General features: G+C 52.0%; 11 protein-coding genes and 1 tRNA gene. 4 read left to right on the top strand and 8 right to left on the bottom strand.

Translation table 11 applies throughout. The features are described from left to right. A partial coding sequence (locus tag NK55_RS06440) for a filamentous hemagglutinin N-terminal domain-containing protein (protein ID WP_041429110.1) occupies positions 1 to 3,558 on the bottom strand: 3,558 nt, incomplete at its 3' end. A 364-nt stretch (positions 3,559 to 3,922) separates the two neighbouring features. After that, positions 3,923 to 5,608, bottom strand: a complete 1,686-nt coding sequence (locus NK55_RS06435; RefSeq protein ID WP_024124963.1) for a ShlB/FhaC/HecB family hemolysin secretion/activation protein — start codon at positions 5,606 to 5,608, stop codon at positions 3,923 to 3,925. Positions 5,609 to 6,216: 608 nt separating this feature from the next. Between NK55_RS06435 and smpB the strand changes: the two genes are divergently transcribed. Then, a complete protein-coding gene (smpB, locus tag NK55_RS06430; protein WP_024124961.1) occupies positions 6,217 to 6,675 on the top strand; it encodes an SsrA-binding protein SmpB in 459 nt (152 codons plus the stop codon). Positions 6,676 to 6,677: 2 nt separating this feature from the next. On the opposite strand, the gene NK55_RS06425 is transcribed toward smpB, so the two are convergent. After that, on the bottom strand, positions 6,678 to 7,304 hold the full coding sequence (locus NK55_RS06425; protein ID WP_024124960.1) for a DUF3747 domain-containing protein: 627 nt from the start codon (positions 7,302 to 7,304) through the stop codon (positions 6,678 to 6,680). A 124-nt stretch (positions 7,305 to 7,428) separates the two neighbouring features. Next, positions 7,429 to 10,935, bottom strand: coding sequence for a chromosome segregation protein SMC (smc, locus tag NK55_RS06420; protein ID WP_024124959.1), 3,507 nt, complete (start codon positions 10,933 to 10,935; stop codon positions 7,429 to 7,431). A 113-nt stretch (positions 10,936 to 11,048) separates the two neighbouring features. On the opposite strand from smc, the gene trxB reads away from it, so the two are divergent. After that, positions 11,049 to 12,410 carry a thioredoxin-disulfide reductase gene (trxB, locus tag NK55_RS06415; protein ID WP_024124958.1) on the top strand — a complete coding sequence of 454 codons (1,362 nt, stop codon included), beginning with the start codon at positions 11,049 to 11,051 and terminating at the stop codon, positions 12,408 to 12,410. Between the two features lie 19 nt (positions 12,411 to 12,429). Continuing rightward, positions 12,430 to 13,185: a sulfite exporter TauE/SafE family protein gene (locus NK55_RS06410; RefSeq protein WP_024124957.1), complete on the top strand. Its 756-nt coding sequence runs from the start codon at positions 12,430 to 12,432 to the stop codon at positions 13,183 to 13,185. 4 nt (positions 13,186 to 13,189) lie between these two features. On the opposite strand, the gene NK55_RS06405 is transcribed toward NK55_RS06410, so the two are convergent. The 3 genes from NK55_RS06405 to NK55_RS14015 all read right to left on the bottom strand — a co-directional run bounded on the left by NK55_RS06405 (position 13,190) and on the right by NK55_RS14015 (position 14,502). Beyond that, positions 13,190 to 13,261 (bottom strand) — tRNA-Thr (locus tag NK55_RS06405). Positions 13,262 to 13,328: 67 nt separating this feature from the next. Continuing rightward, on the bottom strand, positions 13,329 to 14,111 hold the full coding sequence (locus tag NK55_RS06400) for an ABC transporter permease (protein ID WP_024124956.1): 783 nt from the start codon (positions 14,109 to 14,111) through the stop codon (positions 13,329 to 13,331). 268 nt (positions 14,112 to 14,379) lie between these two features. Next, positions 14,380 to 14,502, bottom strand: a complete 123-nt coding sequence (locus tag NK55_RS14015; protein ID WP_024124955.1) for a hypothetical protein — start codon at positions 14,500 to 14,502, stop codon at positions 14,380 to 14,382. Positions 14,503 to 14,755: 253 nt separating this feature from the next. On the opposite strand from NK55_RS14015, the gene NK55_RS06395 reads away from it, so the two are divergent. After that, positions 14,756 to 16,993: a cation-translocating P-type ATPase gene (locus NK55_RS06395; RefSeq protein ID WP_024124953.1), complete on the top strand. Its 2,238-nt coding sequence runs from the start codon at positions 14,756 to 14,758 to the stop codon at positions 16,991 to 16,993. On the opposite strand, the gene NK55_RS12420 is transcribed toward NK55_RS06395, so the two are convergent. Beyond that, positions 16,970 to 17,488 carry a hypothetical protein gene (locus NK55_RS12420; RefSeq protein WP_024124952.1) on the bottom strand — a complete coding sequence of 173 codons (519 nt, stop codon included), beginning with the start codon at positions 17,486 to 17,488 and terminating at the stop codon, positions 16,970 to 16,972. The genes NK55_RS06395 and NK55_RS12420 overlap by 24 nt on opposite strands. Between the last annotated feature and the right edge of the window lie 89 nt (positions 17,489 to 17,577).

Here is a 17,577-nt window from a genome sequence, read left to right as displayed (position 1 = left end):
TGCATTATTCAGGTCAAAGGTGCCTGTGCCTTGCAATCCCAGGCCACCGGCAGTGATGCTACCGGTACCAGACTGCGTCACTCCCCCTTGGCTAATCAGGGTGAGGTTGCCGCCACTGCCGAGGTTGCTGTTGGCATTGAGGGTCAGGGTATTCCCTGTCTCCACAATTGCATCGTTGCCGCCCGTGCTCAGGCCACCACTGGTGGTGGCGCTGTCGGTGCCCACGGTGCTGGTAATGCTGCCAACTACGATTAGGGCATTACTGTCCTTGAAGGTGACGCCGCCGCTGACGTTGGCAGCAAAGGTGTTGACATCGTTGCTGGCGTTGTTCAGGTCAAAGGTGCCTGTGCCTTGCAATCCCAGGCCACCGGCAGTGATGCTACCGGTACCAGACTGCGTCACTCCCCCTTGGCTAATCAGGGTGAGGTTGCCACTGCCGAGGTTGCTGGCCTTATCGAGGGTGAGTAGGTCGTTGGTACGCAAAATAACATCAGCATTGTTAGTCGTGATGCCGTTAGCAGTTAAGGTGATCGATGAGCTGGTGCAACAACTGGAATATGTACTAACAAAAGGAATACTGACACTGCCAACCGTAAGAGCACTTTGATCTCGGTATGTAATCGCACCGGTTGAGCCAGCGGTTGCGATGGTGTTGACATTATTTGCGGGATGGTTGAGGATAAAAGTGCCGCTGCCCGATAAAAGTAAGTTAGCTGCACTAAACGGTTCTGTTTGATTGACAACGCCTCCCTTGCTGAAAAGACCTAGTGTTTTTCCACTTAAATTAATTTGTTGGTTGAGGTTAATAGAACCACCTCGCAGGCTGAGGTGTTGGCTTCGAGTGATCGGAATCGGACCATTGACTGTAACTGTTCCTGTGCCATCTTCGCGGCCAAAGATGATGTGACTAAAATTAGTTGTCAAACCAAACTCTGCAGCGTTAAACGCTAGATGAGTTATGTCAGACGCGGTACCGAGAAGGTCAATATTGCGATTTACTGTGTGGGGCTGGACAACTAAAATGCCGGAGCTATTCAATGTGGTGGTAGGGGTAACAGGATCAAGCTGAATCCTATCTCCAACAAGAATAATGTTGCCGCCACCCATACTTTGAATTGTGCGAGTGAGACCTGCTGCACGAATGCTCATCCAGTCCGAAGAAGAACTAGTGGCAGTGCCAGTGTGTTCACCAACTAGGCAGATATTGCCTGTATTTGTTTGAACAACAAAACCAGCATCAGGAGCACTTCCTGGTGGCTCCCCAAACTTAATTGCGTTATCGCTGGCGTTACCACCGCGCAAAACACCCGTTAGGGTAATATTGCCTGAGCCTGTTGCCGAAATCTTGGCACTATAGTTCGTACCGCCATATAACTGTAGATGCCGCTGTAATTCTAGACCATCCTTGTTGCCTGAACCGGTACCGGTGCCTGAGAAACCAATGTAGGTGATATTACCTTGACCTGTGGTTTGCACCAACGCATTCCAGTGAGCAATGCCATCGTCGGTGCTCCCAGATCCGTCGGCAGTACCTACAATTTTTATGTCGCCATCTATATTGGTAATTTGAGTTTGTCGCGATGGCGATGGTAATGGACTTGCAGGTGTATAACGCGGTGTTGTTGTAATAAAAACGCCATCGTTATTGGTACCAGTGCCACCAGCAAAACCATTAATTATGATGTTACCGGTTTTGTTCTGAATGCGGCCACCCTCACTAAGGTAAACTCCATAGTTATTACTACCACCAGCGCCACCGTAACCCGTAATCTCAATTGAACCGCTGATACTAATAATGTTTGCGTTTCGACGAATATCTACGCCATATCCTGTATTGCCTCCCTTACCGGTAAGCTTAATATTTCCTCCGTTAGTCTGCAACGTGGCATTATTAATTTGGATCCCGCCCGTTGTAGTACCCGCAGTATTGGCTTCAAAAACAATCGCATCAAACCCGGTGGTGCTCCAGGTGCTAGTAACCTTAGCGCCAGGCTGCATCACAATCCGTCCGGCGGCCTGCACAGTAAAAGTCTTATCGGTTGCCCAATTCACATAGGCGTTGTTATCAAAAATAATATCCCCGTTTGCACTACCACTTGTGCCTACGGTTGTAACTACCACATTATTATTCAAGAGGGCGCTGTTAATCGTTGCATCCGTTAAAGTTGACCCGCCACCTGTGGGTTTAAAGGGACTGCTACTGGTGACACTATTATCCGTTCCTGGTGGAACGATGGTTAAGTCAAGAGGGTCAAGCAGCCATGTGCCTGTTTTACCCGTGCGTCCGGTGGTATCAACCCGAGCGGTACTGCCTACCTCTAGGATGTTCTTACCGGAGGTCTCCACAAATCCGCCGTTGTCCCCTGTCGCAGTAATCGTGCCGTCAAAACGGGTAAAGTTATCCGCCCAAACGATGACTTCACCCCCATCGCCGGAAATTTTGGCATCGGCACTCAGAATGCTTTGACTGCTAACAAAAGTGTTTTGGGCATTCAAAGCCGGGTTAACTCTCTGTTTGTCTGCCCGGCCACCTAAATAATCCCCGCCCACGAAAATTAAACCGCCCGCTTTCTCCCCAGAGGCATCAACTTTCGCCGTACCGAATAACCCGACATTTTCCCCCGTAATTTCTACTTTACCGCCCCGTTCCCCAGACACATCCAACGTGCCGCTCACCGCTACCGTGCCTTTAGAACCGCCGGATAAGATAATTACTCCGTTGCGGTTTTCCGCATATTTCGCCTCAATAATTCCCCCGGTGTTAATCACAGTATTTACCACCTGTCCGGCAGCTTGGGCGCTTAAGGTGACAATCCCCCCCGGTGCGGTGATATTCCCTTGGTTATCTATCAGTGAACTTAATTTGTTCCCATAAATATCCGTAATTTGACCGGCCATTTTCGGGTCAACGGTTACGCTTAATAACCCATCCCCATAAAAATCTAAACTGACCGTTGTTCCTGATGCTAAAACTACTTTCCCCAACCGCGCAGAAATGATACCGCTATTTTGCACCGCCGGCGCGACCAAGGCGGCAAAACCCGCCTCTTTGGCCGTGATTAACCCCTGATTGATGACACTGGCGGGCGGTTTCCCCGGCATTTGTTCAAACCGCAAAATCCCCCGCATGAAATCACTATCTTGGATATTCAACGTACTGGCGACCAACCCCGCCACATCCACCTGAGCAGTGGGCAAAAAGGCGATGCCGTTGGGGTTAATCAAAAAGATACGACCATTAGCGCTCAGTTGACCGGCAATACTTGAGGGGGTTAACCCTGTCACTCGGTTCAGCGCGGCTGCTGTTGCACTTGGCTGAACAAAGAAGACGCCTTCGCTGGTGCCAATGCTGAAGCTCTCCCAGTTAATGATCGCTTTATCGCTGCCTTGGAGAATGTGGAGCTGATGGGGGGTGCTTTGCCCAAAGAAAACCTGACCATGCATGACGCTGGGGCTTTGTGGCAGCGCCTTAACCACTTGGGAATTCAGGCTTCCTAGAAAAATACTTGACAGAGTGAGACCAAATCCTTTCAGGAACACACTAAGTAATTTTTTCATAGGAACACTCTTATTGTCTTTTGCTGGCTGTATTCAGAGGATTAAAGCCCCCACCGCTCCAGCCTGGGGCATTCTTAGGGCTAAAGTGAGCTACCGTCGGCTAAAGCCAACAGTCCCTTGTACCCTTTCTCTATGGATTGGGATTATGCCCTCTGCTAGGGGATTTTATCTCACCGTGGGTCCCACGGTGACGGAGATTTCATCCCTCAGAGGGGGCTTATGACTTTATATATATAAGTATCTACTCGTACAGTCAATAGTATATCTACCTAGATTGACTATTGTCTAAAAACTTAATATGAGCTGGATCTAGGCACTGGTTCTAGGGAAGGGAGGACCAACTGCTGCTTCAATCCCTGAAAGTCTAGAATATACCTTGAATTTGGAAGAAAAGGCGGGGGGTTTGCTCAAAATTAGGCGTAATCCTCGTGAGCGGAAGGCCAAGCTCTAAGCGAAGTTGTAGGTTAGGGTTGATTAGCTGACGCAAACCAAAACCGGTTGAAAAAGCTTGTTGACTCGGAGGTTCAGCAATAGTAGGTCTTTTAAGGAATGTTTGGCCGTAGTCCACAAAGACATAGGGCTGGCTAATAAAGTTTGTCTTACCTAGGCGATAGCGGCGAGTATTTTGCAACTCAAGGCGTAGGGCATAGCCGTCATCTCCTAAAATGGCAGATTGAATGTAGGCAGATCCAAAGTTAGGGCCACCAATGCCAAACTGCTCAGAAACCACCAGGGGAGCTGCTGCTACTTGAGCTGCACCTGTTAAGGTGACTGACCAATTTTGTGGGAGGAAGAAAATCTGAGTAACGTCAAGGTTGGCTTTGAAGGTTGCAGGAGTGGCATTCAAGCGAGAGAGGGGTAAAGTGGGAGTTCCATTCAAGCGAGCACCTAAGCCTGCAACACCTTGAGAGAGCTGTATAGAGGCGCTAGTGAATCCTACCGAGCTAATGTAGCTGAGTTGACTCGCGGTGCGAAACACGCGGACTCGGTCTTGACTCAGAGGAACTGGCGGCCCTAAAAATGTGGTGCTGATGGTGCTGTTTAGGGCATCAAAGGAAATGCTTGTGAGCAGATTCAGTTTTCTTGAGCGAATGGGATAATAGCTGAAGCCTATGCTGCCCGCCCAAGTGGTGCCTTTGATCCCGAAGGGAGCAAGATTATCTCCAGGCTGGGTTTCAGCGTAACTCAAACTGCCTAGAAACCTGAGGCTGTTTGAATTTAAAGGAATGTTTGTATCGAAGCGACCACTTTTCAGTTCATTAAAATCGAAGGGAACTGTTGTACCACTGAGAATAAATTGTTCACCTCGGTTGAGTAGAGAGTTGAGATAGGTTCCTACCTGGAGACGAACAGGCCCGACACTGTCTGCAGACCAGTTGTTAATTGTGACAAAAGGTTGAAACGAATCTTTATTTACAGTGAGCGAAAGAATGGCTGTGCCACGCTGGCTACCGGGTTCAAAGCGCCCACTCACTTGATAGCCTGCTAAGTCGCTTATTAACAACAGATTGCGCTCGAGAACCTTGGCTTTGAGAGGGCGGGAGGATTGGATGCGATTGGCATAGGGCTGTAGCGGTTTGATAGCTCCCTTGGAACCTTCAAAACGTACTTCCTCGATATAACCTTCAACAACTTCGAGGCGAACGGTACCTTCGGCTACTTCTTGGGCAGGTACAAGTACACGGATTAAAAGATAACCTGAACGGCGGTAATGTTCAGCGATTTTTTGGGCAATGGTATAGATATCAGCAAGGGTCACCTCACGGTTGAGCCAATCTGCGTATAGCCGCCTGAGAGTTTCGGGAGAATAGACAGTTGAGCCACTAATGGTGATGTCTTTCAAAAAGAAGCGAATCTTATCTGAATCAGCAGGTGGCTGGATTTCCTGATCTCTAGGAATCGTAATCTTTGGTGTACTTGGGGGTGGCGGAGGAGGTTGAGTTTCTTCAATAATCCGCTCAGGAGAAAAAGCTTGAGCGATTAATACTGCTTGGTTGTAGTTGAACGAAATAGGCGTGGGAAGCATTAAAAATACTGACAGGGAGTTCATTACTTAGCCATAAGGGAATGTTAGTGCGTTTGTTCTATAGAAATGTTGTTCTGTAAAACTTATTATAGATGCTGCATTGCTATTGCTGATTGTTAATTGTGCACTTGACAAGCTGTCATCATGCTAGATTGACCTCTTGCTTAGTTTTTGATCAGATGATTCTACTTTGAGGATTGAAGTAGTGAGTGATTCTGAGGAAAGGGCTTGGCTTGAGCTCTAATCGGTCCGTGGGGTCGGACCAACCCGAACTCGTGCCCCCGGAGAGGGGGCCGCTATGAGGGTACTACGGAGCAATCCCGATGTCTGTGTCAGCTTCCTTGTTGTTGCAAGACCAAAGCAACATCGGGGGTTGTCCAAGTTGCTTCTAGGCAAGGAAAACCCGCTTGAATATGAATTTCGGCGTGGCTGAGTGCTTCAGTAGGGCGAGCAGCACACACCACCGCAATCCACGACGACAATCAAGGGTAGGTCGTGCAAAAACTCTAACTGCTGCAGCTTGGGCATGACGTCACAACCATTCAGCAAAGGGGTGGGAGGGCAGTGATAAGATGAAAACTCCCCTTATCCCTAAACTGCGGTATATTGGCAATACCTTTGCGGAGTTTTTGATGGGCGATAGTATCAAAGTCCTGAGTGAAAATCGCCAAGCGCGCTTCCAATACGAAATTCTGGAAACCTATGAATGTGGTCTTGTGTTGCTCGGCAGCGAGGTAAAGTCTATTCGCGCTGGCAAGGTAAATTTGCGGGATGGCTTTGCCCGCATCCGCAATGGTGAAGCGTGGTTGATGAATGTCCACATTTCGCCCCACGAAAGTACCAACCCATCCTATAACCATGACCCCTTGCGCGATCGCAAGCTCCTTCTCCACAAGCAGGAGATCCGTAAGCTAGTGGGCAAAGTTGAACAAAAAGGGCTGACCCTTGTGCCCCTAAAGCTCTACCTGAAAAATGGCCGGGTCAAGGTCTCTCTAGGACTTGCCCGTGGTAAGAAACTCCACGACAAGCGCCAAGACCTCAAGCAGCGGCAGGACAGGCGGGAAATGGAGCGGGCAATGAAGCAACGCTAAGCCTAGCTTTGCGGTGTTGTTGCAGGGGGGATGTTGGTTTCGGTGCCGACAGGGCTGACAGGGGTAGGCGCGCTTCCTGTGGCTGCTTCCCAAGTGTCATTCGTGAAATAAACATGCCCCAGCACTTGGCCTTCGTAGGTGCGCCGCGTCAGCCGCCAAGTGGGTTCCAGATGGAATTTGAGAAATTGCCCTTCCTGTATACCGTGGGTGCGGCCAATCACCATCCGCGGACCACCGCGATTGCTACTGCCAACGAGGAGTAACTCCCCATCCCTCTGCTCAATGCGCAGACTATACTGCAATCCTAAATCCTGTTGCGCCACCCGAATCGAGTAGCCATTGCTATCCGTAGCCCGACCACAAATGCCTGTAAAGTCAAATGTCGTCAACAGCGGATCGATCACCACAGGGTTCCTGCCCGATTCACGCCAGCAGGGGCGAGTATCCTTCATTTGCTCCACCACCAGTAGGCGATAGCCACCGCGGGCCAGGGGCACAGCCATCACCACATAGCGGCTTTGATCTACTTCCGTTTGCGTAAACATATTGGCTTGGGCCGGCCGAGGGGCAATTGTTCCCAAACAGGCCACCGTCAATAAGCTCAAGCCAAGTTTTTGCCAGTATTTCATAGGGACACTCCTCAGCAAGACTTGGAGATTTTGACAGCTCAATCAAACTTACTGTTCCACTACGATCCACGCCGATGAACTATTAAAATTCTAGGGATTAATTCTAGGCATGATTTTTCAGGTATCAATGGTGAGCTGTTAAATCGAGGCCAATCACTTGGGTATGTTGACCCCGCGCTTGGGTGACACCAATGGTGTGCTGAGCCGCTTCTATCATTGGTCGCCGCAGACTGACAACAATAAACTGCGCCTGTTGGCTCTGCTGCTGAATCATTTTGGCAAGGCGCTCGACATTGGCACCATCGAGAAACATATCCACTTCATCGAAGGCATAAAATGGGGAAGGGCGATAGCGTTGTAGGGCAAAGATAAAACTGAGAGCGGTTAGGGATTTTTCACCCCCGGACATTGAGGCCAAGCGTTGGACGGGTTTACCCTTGGGATGCGCTACCAGATTCAGTCCACCAGCAAAGGGATCTTCAGGACTTTCGAGTTGCAGGTAGCCATCGCCATCGGAGAGGGTGGCAAAAATTGTTTGGAAGTTGGCATTGACGGCATCAAAGGCTTCATGGAAGGACTGGTGACGCAGGGTGGTGAAGTTCTCAATCCGCAGCAAAATCTCCGTGCGCTCCGCGGCCAGAACGGCGAGTTTCTCCTGTAGTTCCTTTAGCCGTGCTTGTGTCTCCTCAAATTCCTGAATTGCCAGCATATTGACTGGTTCCATGGTGCGGAGCTGTTTTTCTAGGGCTTGGCACTGCTGTTGAATGTCTTTAAGGGAGAGGTCAGCGGGTACTTCCGGCAATGGCTGCGGTAAGGGAGGTGGCTCAATGGTACTCAATTCCTGAAGTTGTGCTTGCAGGGTGGTCAGGGTTTCGCTGGCTTTTTGGTATTGCCATTCCAGTTGCTGATAGTTCTTTTGCTGCTGCCGCAGTTGGTACTCGTGGCGATCGCGATCGCCCTTGAGGTGGCCCAGGCGGGTGTCCAGCTCCCTCAGGGCAGTTTGGGTCTTTTGAACTTGTGTCGCTAGGTCACCAAGGGTTTGATCGAGGGCCTGCTGTTGACAGAGCATCTCCCCTTGGGCTTGGCGCAGTCGCTGAATCTCCTGCTCTGTTTGTGTGAGGTCTCGTTCCAGTTGCTCTAGTTGACGGTGGCGATCGCCCAAGGCTTGATCTAGGGCTTGCAGGGCGGCCACATGATCCGCGTGGATTTTTTCCTGTGCTTGAAGCTGTGCCTGAACCTGCTGCCACTGCTGATGGCTAGGATTGGCTTCAAGGGCATTGAGGGCAAGGCGCTCTGCAGCAAGTTCTGCTTCTAGTTGAGGAAGGCGAGCCTGTAGCTGAGTGAGTTCAGTTTCGGCTGCGGTTAACTCTTGGCTAAGGTACTGCTGCTGGCGCTCTAACTCTGCTTGCTGGCGGTTCAGGTGCTGCTGTTGTTGCTGAAGTTGCTCCCATTGCCGCTGGCGATCGCGATGGCTGTGGCGGACTTCACTGAGGGCTTGGCTCAACTCATTCACTCTCCCTTGTTTGTGGGTGCGCTCCTGCAGGAGGCGATCTAACAGGCCTTCTAATTCCCCAAGGCGATCGCGCACCTGTTGGACTTCTGCCGACTCTTGGGGGGGGATGCCCTGATTAAAACGGAGGGCATTGGTGCGACGCTGGCTGCCCCCAGTCATTGCCCCTGAGGGTTCCAGCAAATCTCCCTCGAGCGTGACCATGCGATATTGCCCTAGGTATTGTCGCGCCGCCTCAAGGCTCTCAAAGACCAGCGTACTGCCAAACACATAGGCAAAAATGGGGGCATATTGCGGCTCAAAGGTCACGAGATTTAACGCATAGTCAATACAACCCGCCAAGGCAATGGGAGAGAGGGGCTTGGGACGTGCCATCTTATTCAAAGGCAAAAACGTGGCTCTACCTGCCTGTTCCCGCTTGAGGAGGGCGATCGCTGCCGCTGCTACACTGTCATCTGCCACAACAATATTGCCTAGGCGCGCTCCAGCTGCAATTTCCAAGGCCAGTTGATAGCGGGGGTCCACTTGGCCGAGCTGTGCCACCAGCCCAAACACGCCGGGGAGATCCGCACTTAAAATGAGCTGCGCTGCAAAACTGCCTTGGGTTTCCTGAACCGCCTGCTGCCGTGCTTCCAATTGATCGAGCTCCCGCTGCTTTTGGCGCTGTTCTCGCTCAAGGCGTTGATAGGTTGCTTCTGTGAGGCTCAATTGTTGCTGTGCTGCAGCGAGTTGCTGGGCAAGGGTCTGCAGTTGCTGCTCCTGTTGTTTGACTGCTGCCGCAGCTTTTGCTAGAGCGTCTTGCAATTCCAATTGTTGTGCTTCTAAGGTGGTGGCCGCTTGGCACAACTCCCCCTGTCGCTGCCGCAATTGTTGCGATCGCTCCTGAAGGCGAGACAACTCACTGCGACTGGGTTCCAGTTCATGGATCAGGGTGTCAATCCGCTGCCGCCGCTGACTGTGTTCCTGAAACCAAGCTTGGGCGGCTGTATTCAACTCCTGAGCTTGCTGCCGCAGGGCCTCGAGGGCGGCTTGGCTGGTGGCAACCGCTGTAACGAAGGGGGGGCGATCGCCCCGTTGCTGTGCTAACTCTTCAGCAAGTTGCCGGTGCTGCGCCTGTTGACGGTGGTACTGGGCTTGCCGTTGCTGGAGTTGTTCTGCCAACTGTTCTTGCTGCTGTTGGTAGGCGGTTTGCTGGCGTTGACATTGGCGCTGTTGGGCATGGAGATCCGCTAACGTTGCTTGGAGGCGGAGATACTCTTCTTCGCCCAGGGCTTTCACCTGTTGATTGAGGTGTTCTAGGGTAACCGCTGCCGCTGCCATCTCCTGTGCCTTTTGTTGCAGTTGGCCTTGGCGCTGGGTTTGCTCCTGTTGTAGAGTCTGGAGCTGTGCTTGTAGTTGCACTTTTTGCTCTTCCTGGGCCTGCCATTGGCGCACTAGTAGCCATTGCTCTCGCTCTTGCAGTTCTAATCGTAGGGCTTGATATTTTTCGGCATGCAGCCGATCCCGTTGCAGGCGATCGCGCTGTTGAATCAACTCCCCCTCAACAATGCGGAAGCGTTCTTCGCGGTCCTTGACCGTATCTAATTTTTCGCGAGCTTGGGCAATCTTGCGGTCAAAATCCGCCACCCCCGCCAATTCGTCAATGATTTCCCGCCGTGCCTTGGCATTCATGGAAATGATGTTAGTGACATCCCCCTGCAGGACCACGTTATAGCCTTGGGGATAGATACAAAACGCCTGTAACTGATCGTGCAATTCATTCAGGGTGCAGGGTTGATCATTCACCGCGTAGGTCGAGGTATAGGTGCCCTGCTGAGTGACCCGCAGTCGCCGTGTTACCCGCCATTCCGTTTCAGCATCCAGTGCAAATGTCACTGTGACTCGCGTTTCAACAACACTATGGCTGCGCCGCGTTTGGCTATGGTTCACCAAATCTGGCAATCGTTCTGCCCGCATCCCTTTGGAACCGGCAAGGCCAAGGGCAAAGAGCAAAGCATCCAAAAGGTTCGACTTCCCTGAGCCATTGGGGCCAGAAATGACCGTAAACCCTGGCCGCAGCGGAATCACAGTGGTGCCGCCAAAGGACTTAAAATTCGTGAGTTCTAACTGCTTGATGTACACAGCCAAGGAGCGTGCCCAACCGTTTCATTATGCCCAAAGATGCTCCCCTTGTTTGCCGCGGAAAATCAAGCTAAAATTAAATAACTCATAATCGTTTCGAGTTTATTTTAGCCATGACACCGCCACGGATTGAAAACGTTGTCATTATTGGTTCTGGTCCTGCGGGCTACACGGCAGCTATCTATGCTGCCCGTGCCAACCTGAAACCGTTTATGTTTGAGGGCTATCAAATTGGGGGGCTACCCGGTGGCCAACTTATGACCACGACTGAAGTGGAAAACTTTCCCGGCTTTCCCGAAGGTATTCAAGGGCCACAACTGATGGCACGGATGAAGGCGCAAGCGGAGCGCTGGGGCACGGAAATGGTGACTGAAGATGTGATTCAGGTGGATTTTAGTCAACGCCCCTTTCTCATCAGCTCAGCGGAGCGGCAAGTCTATGCCCACAGCGTGATTATCTGTACGGGCGCCACGGCCAAACGACTCCATTTGCCCGGTGAAGAGCAGTATTGGACGAAGGGCGTGTCCGCCTGTGCCATTTGTGATGGCGCAACGCCCATTTTCAAGGATGTGGAGTTAGCGGTGATTGGCGGCGGCGATAGTGCGGCAGAGGAAGCAGTTTATCTCACCAAGTATGGCTCCCACGTGCATCTTCTGGTGCGTAGTGACAAAATGCGAGCCAGTAAGGCCATGCAGGATCGGGTGTTTGCCAATCCTAAAATTACAGTTCACTGGCAAACCGAAGCACGGGAAATCCTTGGCGATGGCAACTTAATGACGGGTTTGCGGATGATCAATAAAGCCACAGGGGAAGAATCCCTCTTGCCGGTGCGGGGTTTATTCTATGCTATTGGTCACACCCCCAATACCCAACTGTTCAAGGATTTTCTGGAGCTAGATAGCGTCGGCTATATCGTCACTCGCCATGGGACACAAACGAATGTGGAGGGGGTCTTTGCTGCTGGGGATGTTCAAGACCATGAATACCGCCAAGCCGTAACAGCAGCAGGCAGTGGTTGTATGGCAGCCCTTGATGCAGAACGTTGGCTCTCAGCGCGGGGGCTCATTCAGGAGTTTCACCAAACGGCAACGGCGACCCAGCCCGCAGCAACCACGAAACCCACTGCCTCGCCAGAACAGGAGTTTGATCCCAATGCCATTAAACATCGGGGTAGCTATGCCTTGCGCAAACTCTTCCACGAAAGCGATCGCCTCCTGGTGGTGAAATATGTTTCCCCCACCTGTGGCCCGTGCCATACTCTCAAGCCCATTTTGGATCGATTGGTGGAGGAATTCGACGGCAAAGTACAGCTTATTGAAATTGACATCACTGAGGACAGCGCGATCGCCGAGCAAGCGGGGGTGACCAGTACCCCCACAATTCAACTTTTCAAAAATAAGGAACTCCTAGAGGTAATTGTTGGCATGAAACCCAAGAGTCAGTACCGCGAGACTATCCAACGCTACCTTTCCTAGCCTCTACGCACTCAGGGGTATGATCAGCAAGATTGGGCTCCTTACCGTTGCGGGCCTGGTGGCGGGCTTTGTCAATGCTATTGCTGGTGGGGGAACACTGATTAGTTTTCCAGCTTTGGTGGCGATCGGCTTGCCGCCAGTGGTTGCCAATCTCACCAGCACCGTTGCCTTGGTTCCCGGTTACTTGGGAGCGACAGTGGCCCAATATCAAGAGCTCAAGGGTCAGCAACGGCGCCTTGGTTGGCTCTTTCCCACGGCAGTGGCCGGGGGGATGACGGGGGCAATGTTACTGCTGCACACCAACGAGGCACTGTTCAATGCCCTAATTCCTTATTTGCTGCTTTTGGCCGCTGTTCTCTTGGGGGTTCAGGAGCAGGTGCGGGCCTGGTTATTGCAGCGGATCAGTGTTCCAGACAGGTCTGAAGTGGGAGCCATTCCCCTTGTATTTCTGGCGGCGGTCTATGGTGGCTATTTTGGTGCCGGCTTGAGTGTGATTTTGCTAGCGGTGCTGGGCGTTGTTCTCGGGGAAAGCTTGAGGCGCCTCAATGGCTTGAAGCAAATTTTGGCCTTTGGGATCAATGTTGCTGCTGCTGCATTTTTCGTTGTGTCTGGGGAGGTAGTGTGGCCGGTGGCTTGGGGGATGGCGATCGCCACCATTGTTGGCGGATTGCTAGGGGGTAAATTTGCCCGCGCGGTCGACCCCGTGCTGTTACGCTGGACGGTCGTGCTTTTGGCCCTCGTGTTGGCGATCAACTATTGGCTGCAACAGCCTTAAACAAAGCCCGTGACGAGGATTGAACTCGTGACCTCACCCTTACCAAGGGTGTGCTCTACCACTGAGCTACACGGGCAAAGATTCCCAGAGCTTTATCATAGCCCATTGAGGGAACAATTGAACAAATGGGCTGCGAGTTTTTGCTAAAAGTTGCGACGAGAGAAAATCCAGGTGGCGATCGCCAGCAGGGCCACCGTATAAATCACGCCATAAAAGGCATTGGCCACAAGTTCCGGTACAGACGGCAGCATTCCATAGACCGCCGTATTCTTAAAGTCCAAGCGGGATAAATCGGGAAAGATCAGATAGAGAAACTGCATCAGTTGCCGTACGGTGTCACTCTCTATCTTTTGGCTGAGGATGACCAAGTTTTGGCTAAAGTGCCCCATAAAGTACAGTGCCACGGTTAGGAGCGTGGCAATCAAGGAACTGGTGAAACTACCAAAAAGCAAAGCGGCTGCCGTCAGGAGGGCTAGTTGCAGCGCAATGTAGAAAGAGTTCACTATCAAAGGACCAGTGGGATAGGCAAACTGATTCAAGCTCATGAGAATAAACAGAATTAGCGTCATCAGTGCTACCAGTACTAGCAGAACCGCCGATAAGCCCAAATGTTTGCCAATAATAAATTCCGCACGGCTGATGGGTTTCGCCAACATCACCAAAATCGTGCGCTTTTCTATTTCTTTATTGAGCAAACCACCCCCAACAAAGGCGGCAATCAGCAAGCCAAAGAGGGAAATTCCTGCCATCCCCACATCAAGGCTAATTTTGTCTTGGGTTCCTGCTGAGACCTGTCCCAAAATCACAATCGCTAAAGCTAGGCCAATGGCAAAAACAGCAGTGACGTAAAGAACCCGCTCTCGCAGTGTTTCATTGAAAACATTACGGCTAATTGTCCAGAGGCGACTCACCGTTAGCGGTAACATGTCTGGTACTCCTTGAATTTACTCTCCTCTCAAAGAATACCTATTTTGATAGCTTCGACGTCCACCGGAAAAGTCGTTCACCCTTTTACGGTGGTACCTACTGCCGGGAGAGAGAGGTCAGTATCTTTATCAAAGGGCTCAAGGGGCACCCTGAGATCATGCCTCTCGATTCGAGGCGATCGCCAGCGCGGTAGCAGCGTAGCAGCAATCCCCCACTTCATTTCTTTGTTTCTTGGATAGATGGATAGATGTCGATTGCCATTTCCTCTCAGCTAGCCAGCACACAATCCACGACGTCGGGGTTGCGGCGGTAGAGATCAAACCTTTTGCCGCGATCGTGGGCTGCCGTTGCGAGCAAGAGCACTTTGGCAGGGCGTATAGACACGACCATGAATTAGCTCATGCCCTGCCAACTGCTGCTCTGTCCAGCCAAAGTATTCTTAAAGGATTCTTCTGGTGTGAAATAGCGATCGCCCGTCTCCTTGGCAGCTACCATTGCTTGTATCTCTAGTGAAAACTGTATTCCTTTAGGATAGCTTCCCCTGATCTCTGACATCTCAGAACCAACGTGCCACAATAGGCGGTGGGGACGCAGTTAGGAGATTTAACGTAATTTAACGTAGTTCTCTTTGGAGAGGGTTGACGTGTCCCTAAGTTCAAGTCTTGATTCCCAAGCCCCTGAGGTGGCAATTCTGCGGGTGAGCGGCTTGCGTTGTGCTGGCTGTGTGCGATCGCTGGAAAATCAGTTAAAAGAGCAGCCGGGCGTAGATGCTGCGGCAGTGAATCTAGTGACGGGAACCGCCGTTGTCACCTATTCCCCCAATAAGACAACCCCTATCGCTATTGTTGAGACCCTAAACCAAGGCCGCTTTCAAGCCACCCTTGCAGAAGCCAATGCCCTTTTGGAACTGCCCACGGCCTCTGAGGAAACCTCTTTGCCAAGGTTGGCGATCGCCTTTATACTCCTTATTCTCTCCAGCGTCGGCCACGGGATTGATCTGCTGCCGGGGCACTGGTCCATGTTAGAAGCCATGATCTGGCACTGGGGGCTAGCGACGATTGCCCTTGTCCTGCCGGGGTGGGAGATTTTGCGGCAAGGGATGATCGGCCTCCTCCAAGGGTGCCCGAATATGAATACGCTGGTGGCTCTTGGCGCCTTGGGGGCTTACCTCACCAGTACGGTGGCGTGGCTGTGGCCGGCCTTGGGGTGGGAGTGTTTCTTTGATGAACCGGTGATGATCCTTGGCTTTATTTTGCTGGGGCGATCGCTGGAGCAACAAGTACGTCAACAGGCGCAACGGGACTTGCGATCGCTCCTCGCCCTGCAGCCAAAACAGGCCCTATGGCAACCGAGTTTGACCGCTAGCGATCGCTGGCCCATTCCCGTCAGTCGTATCCAGGTGGGAGACTGGCTGTGGGTGGATGCTGGAGAACCCTTTCCCGCCGATGGCATCATTGTGACCGGGGAAACCTTGGTGGATGAATCCATGCTCACGGGGGAATCTCTACCGGTAGTCAAAGGCGTGGGGGCATCCGTTCTAGCGGGCAGTCGCAATGTTGGTGCTGCCGTTACCCTACGGGTAGAACGCTGTGGCCGTGCCTCATTTTTGGGACAGATTTTAGAGCTCGTGGTGCAGGCACAAAATCGCAAAGCACCGGTGCAGCAAATGGCAGATGTGGTGGCTGGCTATTTTGGCTATGGAGTGTTGCTCTTAGCGGCAGGCACCGCTGTTTTTTGGAGTGCGATCGCCCCCCATGTCTTCCCAGAAATAACCAATCACACGTCCCTATTGCCCCTAAAGCTGGCCTTAAGTGTGCTGGTGATTGCCTGTCCCTGTGCCCTTGGCCTTGCCACTCCGATCGCCCTTCTTGTGGGCACCAGTCATGCCGCTGCCAAAGGCTTAATTATTCGCGGTGGCGATGTTCTCGAGCGCACTCAACAGTTGGACACGATTGTGTTTGACAAGACGGGCACACTGACAACGGGTGAACTCGAAGTTGCAGAGATCCACCTGTACGGGCAGTCCTCCTTAGAAACCGTCCTCTACCTACTGGCCAGCCTAGAGCACAAGAGTCGCCATCCCCTTGCAGTGGCGATTCAGAAGGCATGGGCTGCGACAAACCAGATAACAGAACTAGCAACGGTGACTGGGCTGGAAACTGCCCTTGGACTGGGGATGAGCGGTTGGATTGAGGGGCATCACTATCAAGCGGGCCGCCTCAGTTGGCTGCGTGATCAGGGTATTGACTGCCCTTCCCTAGCGGTAGAAACCCATGTGGCCTTGGCCTGCGATCGCCAGCTGATGGCGGTGGTAACCTTTCGCGATCGCCTGCGCCCAGAGGCAGTGAGCACCATTCAAGCCCTGCAAGCCCAAGGCTATGAGATTCATGTCCTCACGGGCGACACCGCCAAAGCAGCCCAACAACTCCTAGAACCCCTCGGCCTACTCCCAGCCAATATCCACACAGATCTGCAACCCCAGCAAAAGCTAGCCCTCATTGAGGAGTGGCAAACCAAGGGCAAAACAGTGGCGATGGTTGGGGATGGCATGAATGATGCCCCCGCTCTGACGGCAGCTCAGGTGGGGATTAGCCTTGGCACTGGTACAGAGGTGGCCATTGAAGCAGCAGATATTATCCTCACCCGCAATCATCTGGAGGATGTGCTCACCGTGCTGGCCCTCAGCCGTGCCACCTTCCGCAAAATTCAGCAGAATCTTTTTTGGGCAGTAGCCTACAATATCGTCGGTCTACCCATTGCAGCCGGTGTTGGGTTACCCCTGTGGGGACTCAGTCTCACGCCTGGACTTGCGGCCGCTTGTATGGCCATCAGTTCGATTGCCGTTGTTCTGAATTCCCTAAGCCTCACTCGAGCAAACTAGCTCGCGAATCTGTTGGGCATTGGCACGGGTGAGCCGCTTTTTGTGGGGCAGGACAACCACCGCTGGTCCCCGTTTGCATTCCCCCATACAGCCTGTCGCTTTCAGGGTAATGGGGAGCTGTTGGGCCTCTAGTTCTTGCCAGAGTTCCTTGGCGCCCCGGCGACAGCAGGCGGATTTTTGACAAATGAGCACCCTACAGGGCTGAGAACCCCTTGCCACTGTGGCTTGAGCCGTTGCTAAAAATTCTAAATGGTCTGCCTGGTATTGCTTGACCCAGCCATCGTACTTATCCTTGACCGTGCCTTCTAGCCGCAGGCGATCGCCCACCTTGGGGAGTTGTGCTAATTCGCGTCGTAGCGATTTTTCCAGCTTGATCCAGACTGTTCCCGTGAGGGTTTTCAAAATCACGACCTTGGGCAGTCCCTTCTTGTAAAAGATCTCTTCAACCGTGCCCTCAAGGCAAAATGTCGGCAAATCAACGACACCCAGACCCATAGAAGTAAGACCTTGTTAGAAATTTTTCTCAATAAATTGAGTCTAGCATATCAGGTAAGGTCTTGGGGTTAGCCCAAAGCCTTATTAGA

Source organism: Thermosynechococcus sp. NK55a, assembly GCF_000505665.1.
GTDB lineage: Bacteria > Cyanobacteriota > Cyanobacteriia > Thermosynechococcales > Thermosynechococcaceae > Thermosynechococcus.
Note: the sequence above shows the minus strand (reverse complement) of the source record. Positions and strands in the feature narration are given on the sequence as shown.

Bases quoted from the DNA above. Each gene is read 5' to 3' on its own strand.
- NK55_RS06425 (WP_024124960.1), bottom strand. From the start codon at position 7,304: ATGAAATACTGGCAAAAACTTGGCTTGAGCTTATTGACGGTGGCCTGT.
- NK55_RS06410 (WP_024124957.1), top strand. From the start codon at position 12,430: ATGATCAGCAAGATTGGGCTCCTTACCGTTGCGGGCCTGGTGGCGGGC.
- smpB (WP_024124961.1), top strand. From the start codon at position 6,217: ATGGGCGATAGTATCAAAGTCCTGAGTGAAAATCGCCAAGCGCGCTTC.
- NK55_RS12420 (WP_024124952.1), bottom strand. From the start codon at position 17,488: ATGGGTCTGGGTGTCGTTGATTTGCCGACATTTTGCCTTGAGGGCACG.
- NK55_RS06435 (WP_024124963.1), bottom strand. From the start codon at position 5,608: ATGAACTCCCTGTCAGTATTTTTAATGCTTCCCACGCCTATTTCGTTC.
- trxB (WP_024124958.1), top strand. From the start codon at position 11,049: ATGACACCGCCACGGATTGAAAACGTTGTCATTATTGGTTCTGGTCCT.
- NK55_RS14015 (WP_024124955.1), bottom strand. From the start codon at position 14,502: ATGGTCGTGTCTATACGCCCTGCCAAAGTGCTCTTGCTCGCAACGGCA.
- NK55_RS06400 (WP_024124956.1), bottom strand. From the start codon at position 14,111: ATGTTACCGCTAACGGTGAGTCGCCTCTGGACAATTAGCCGTAATGTT.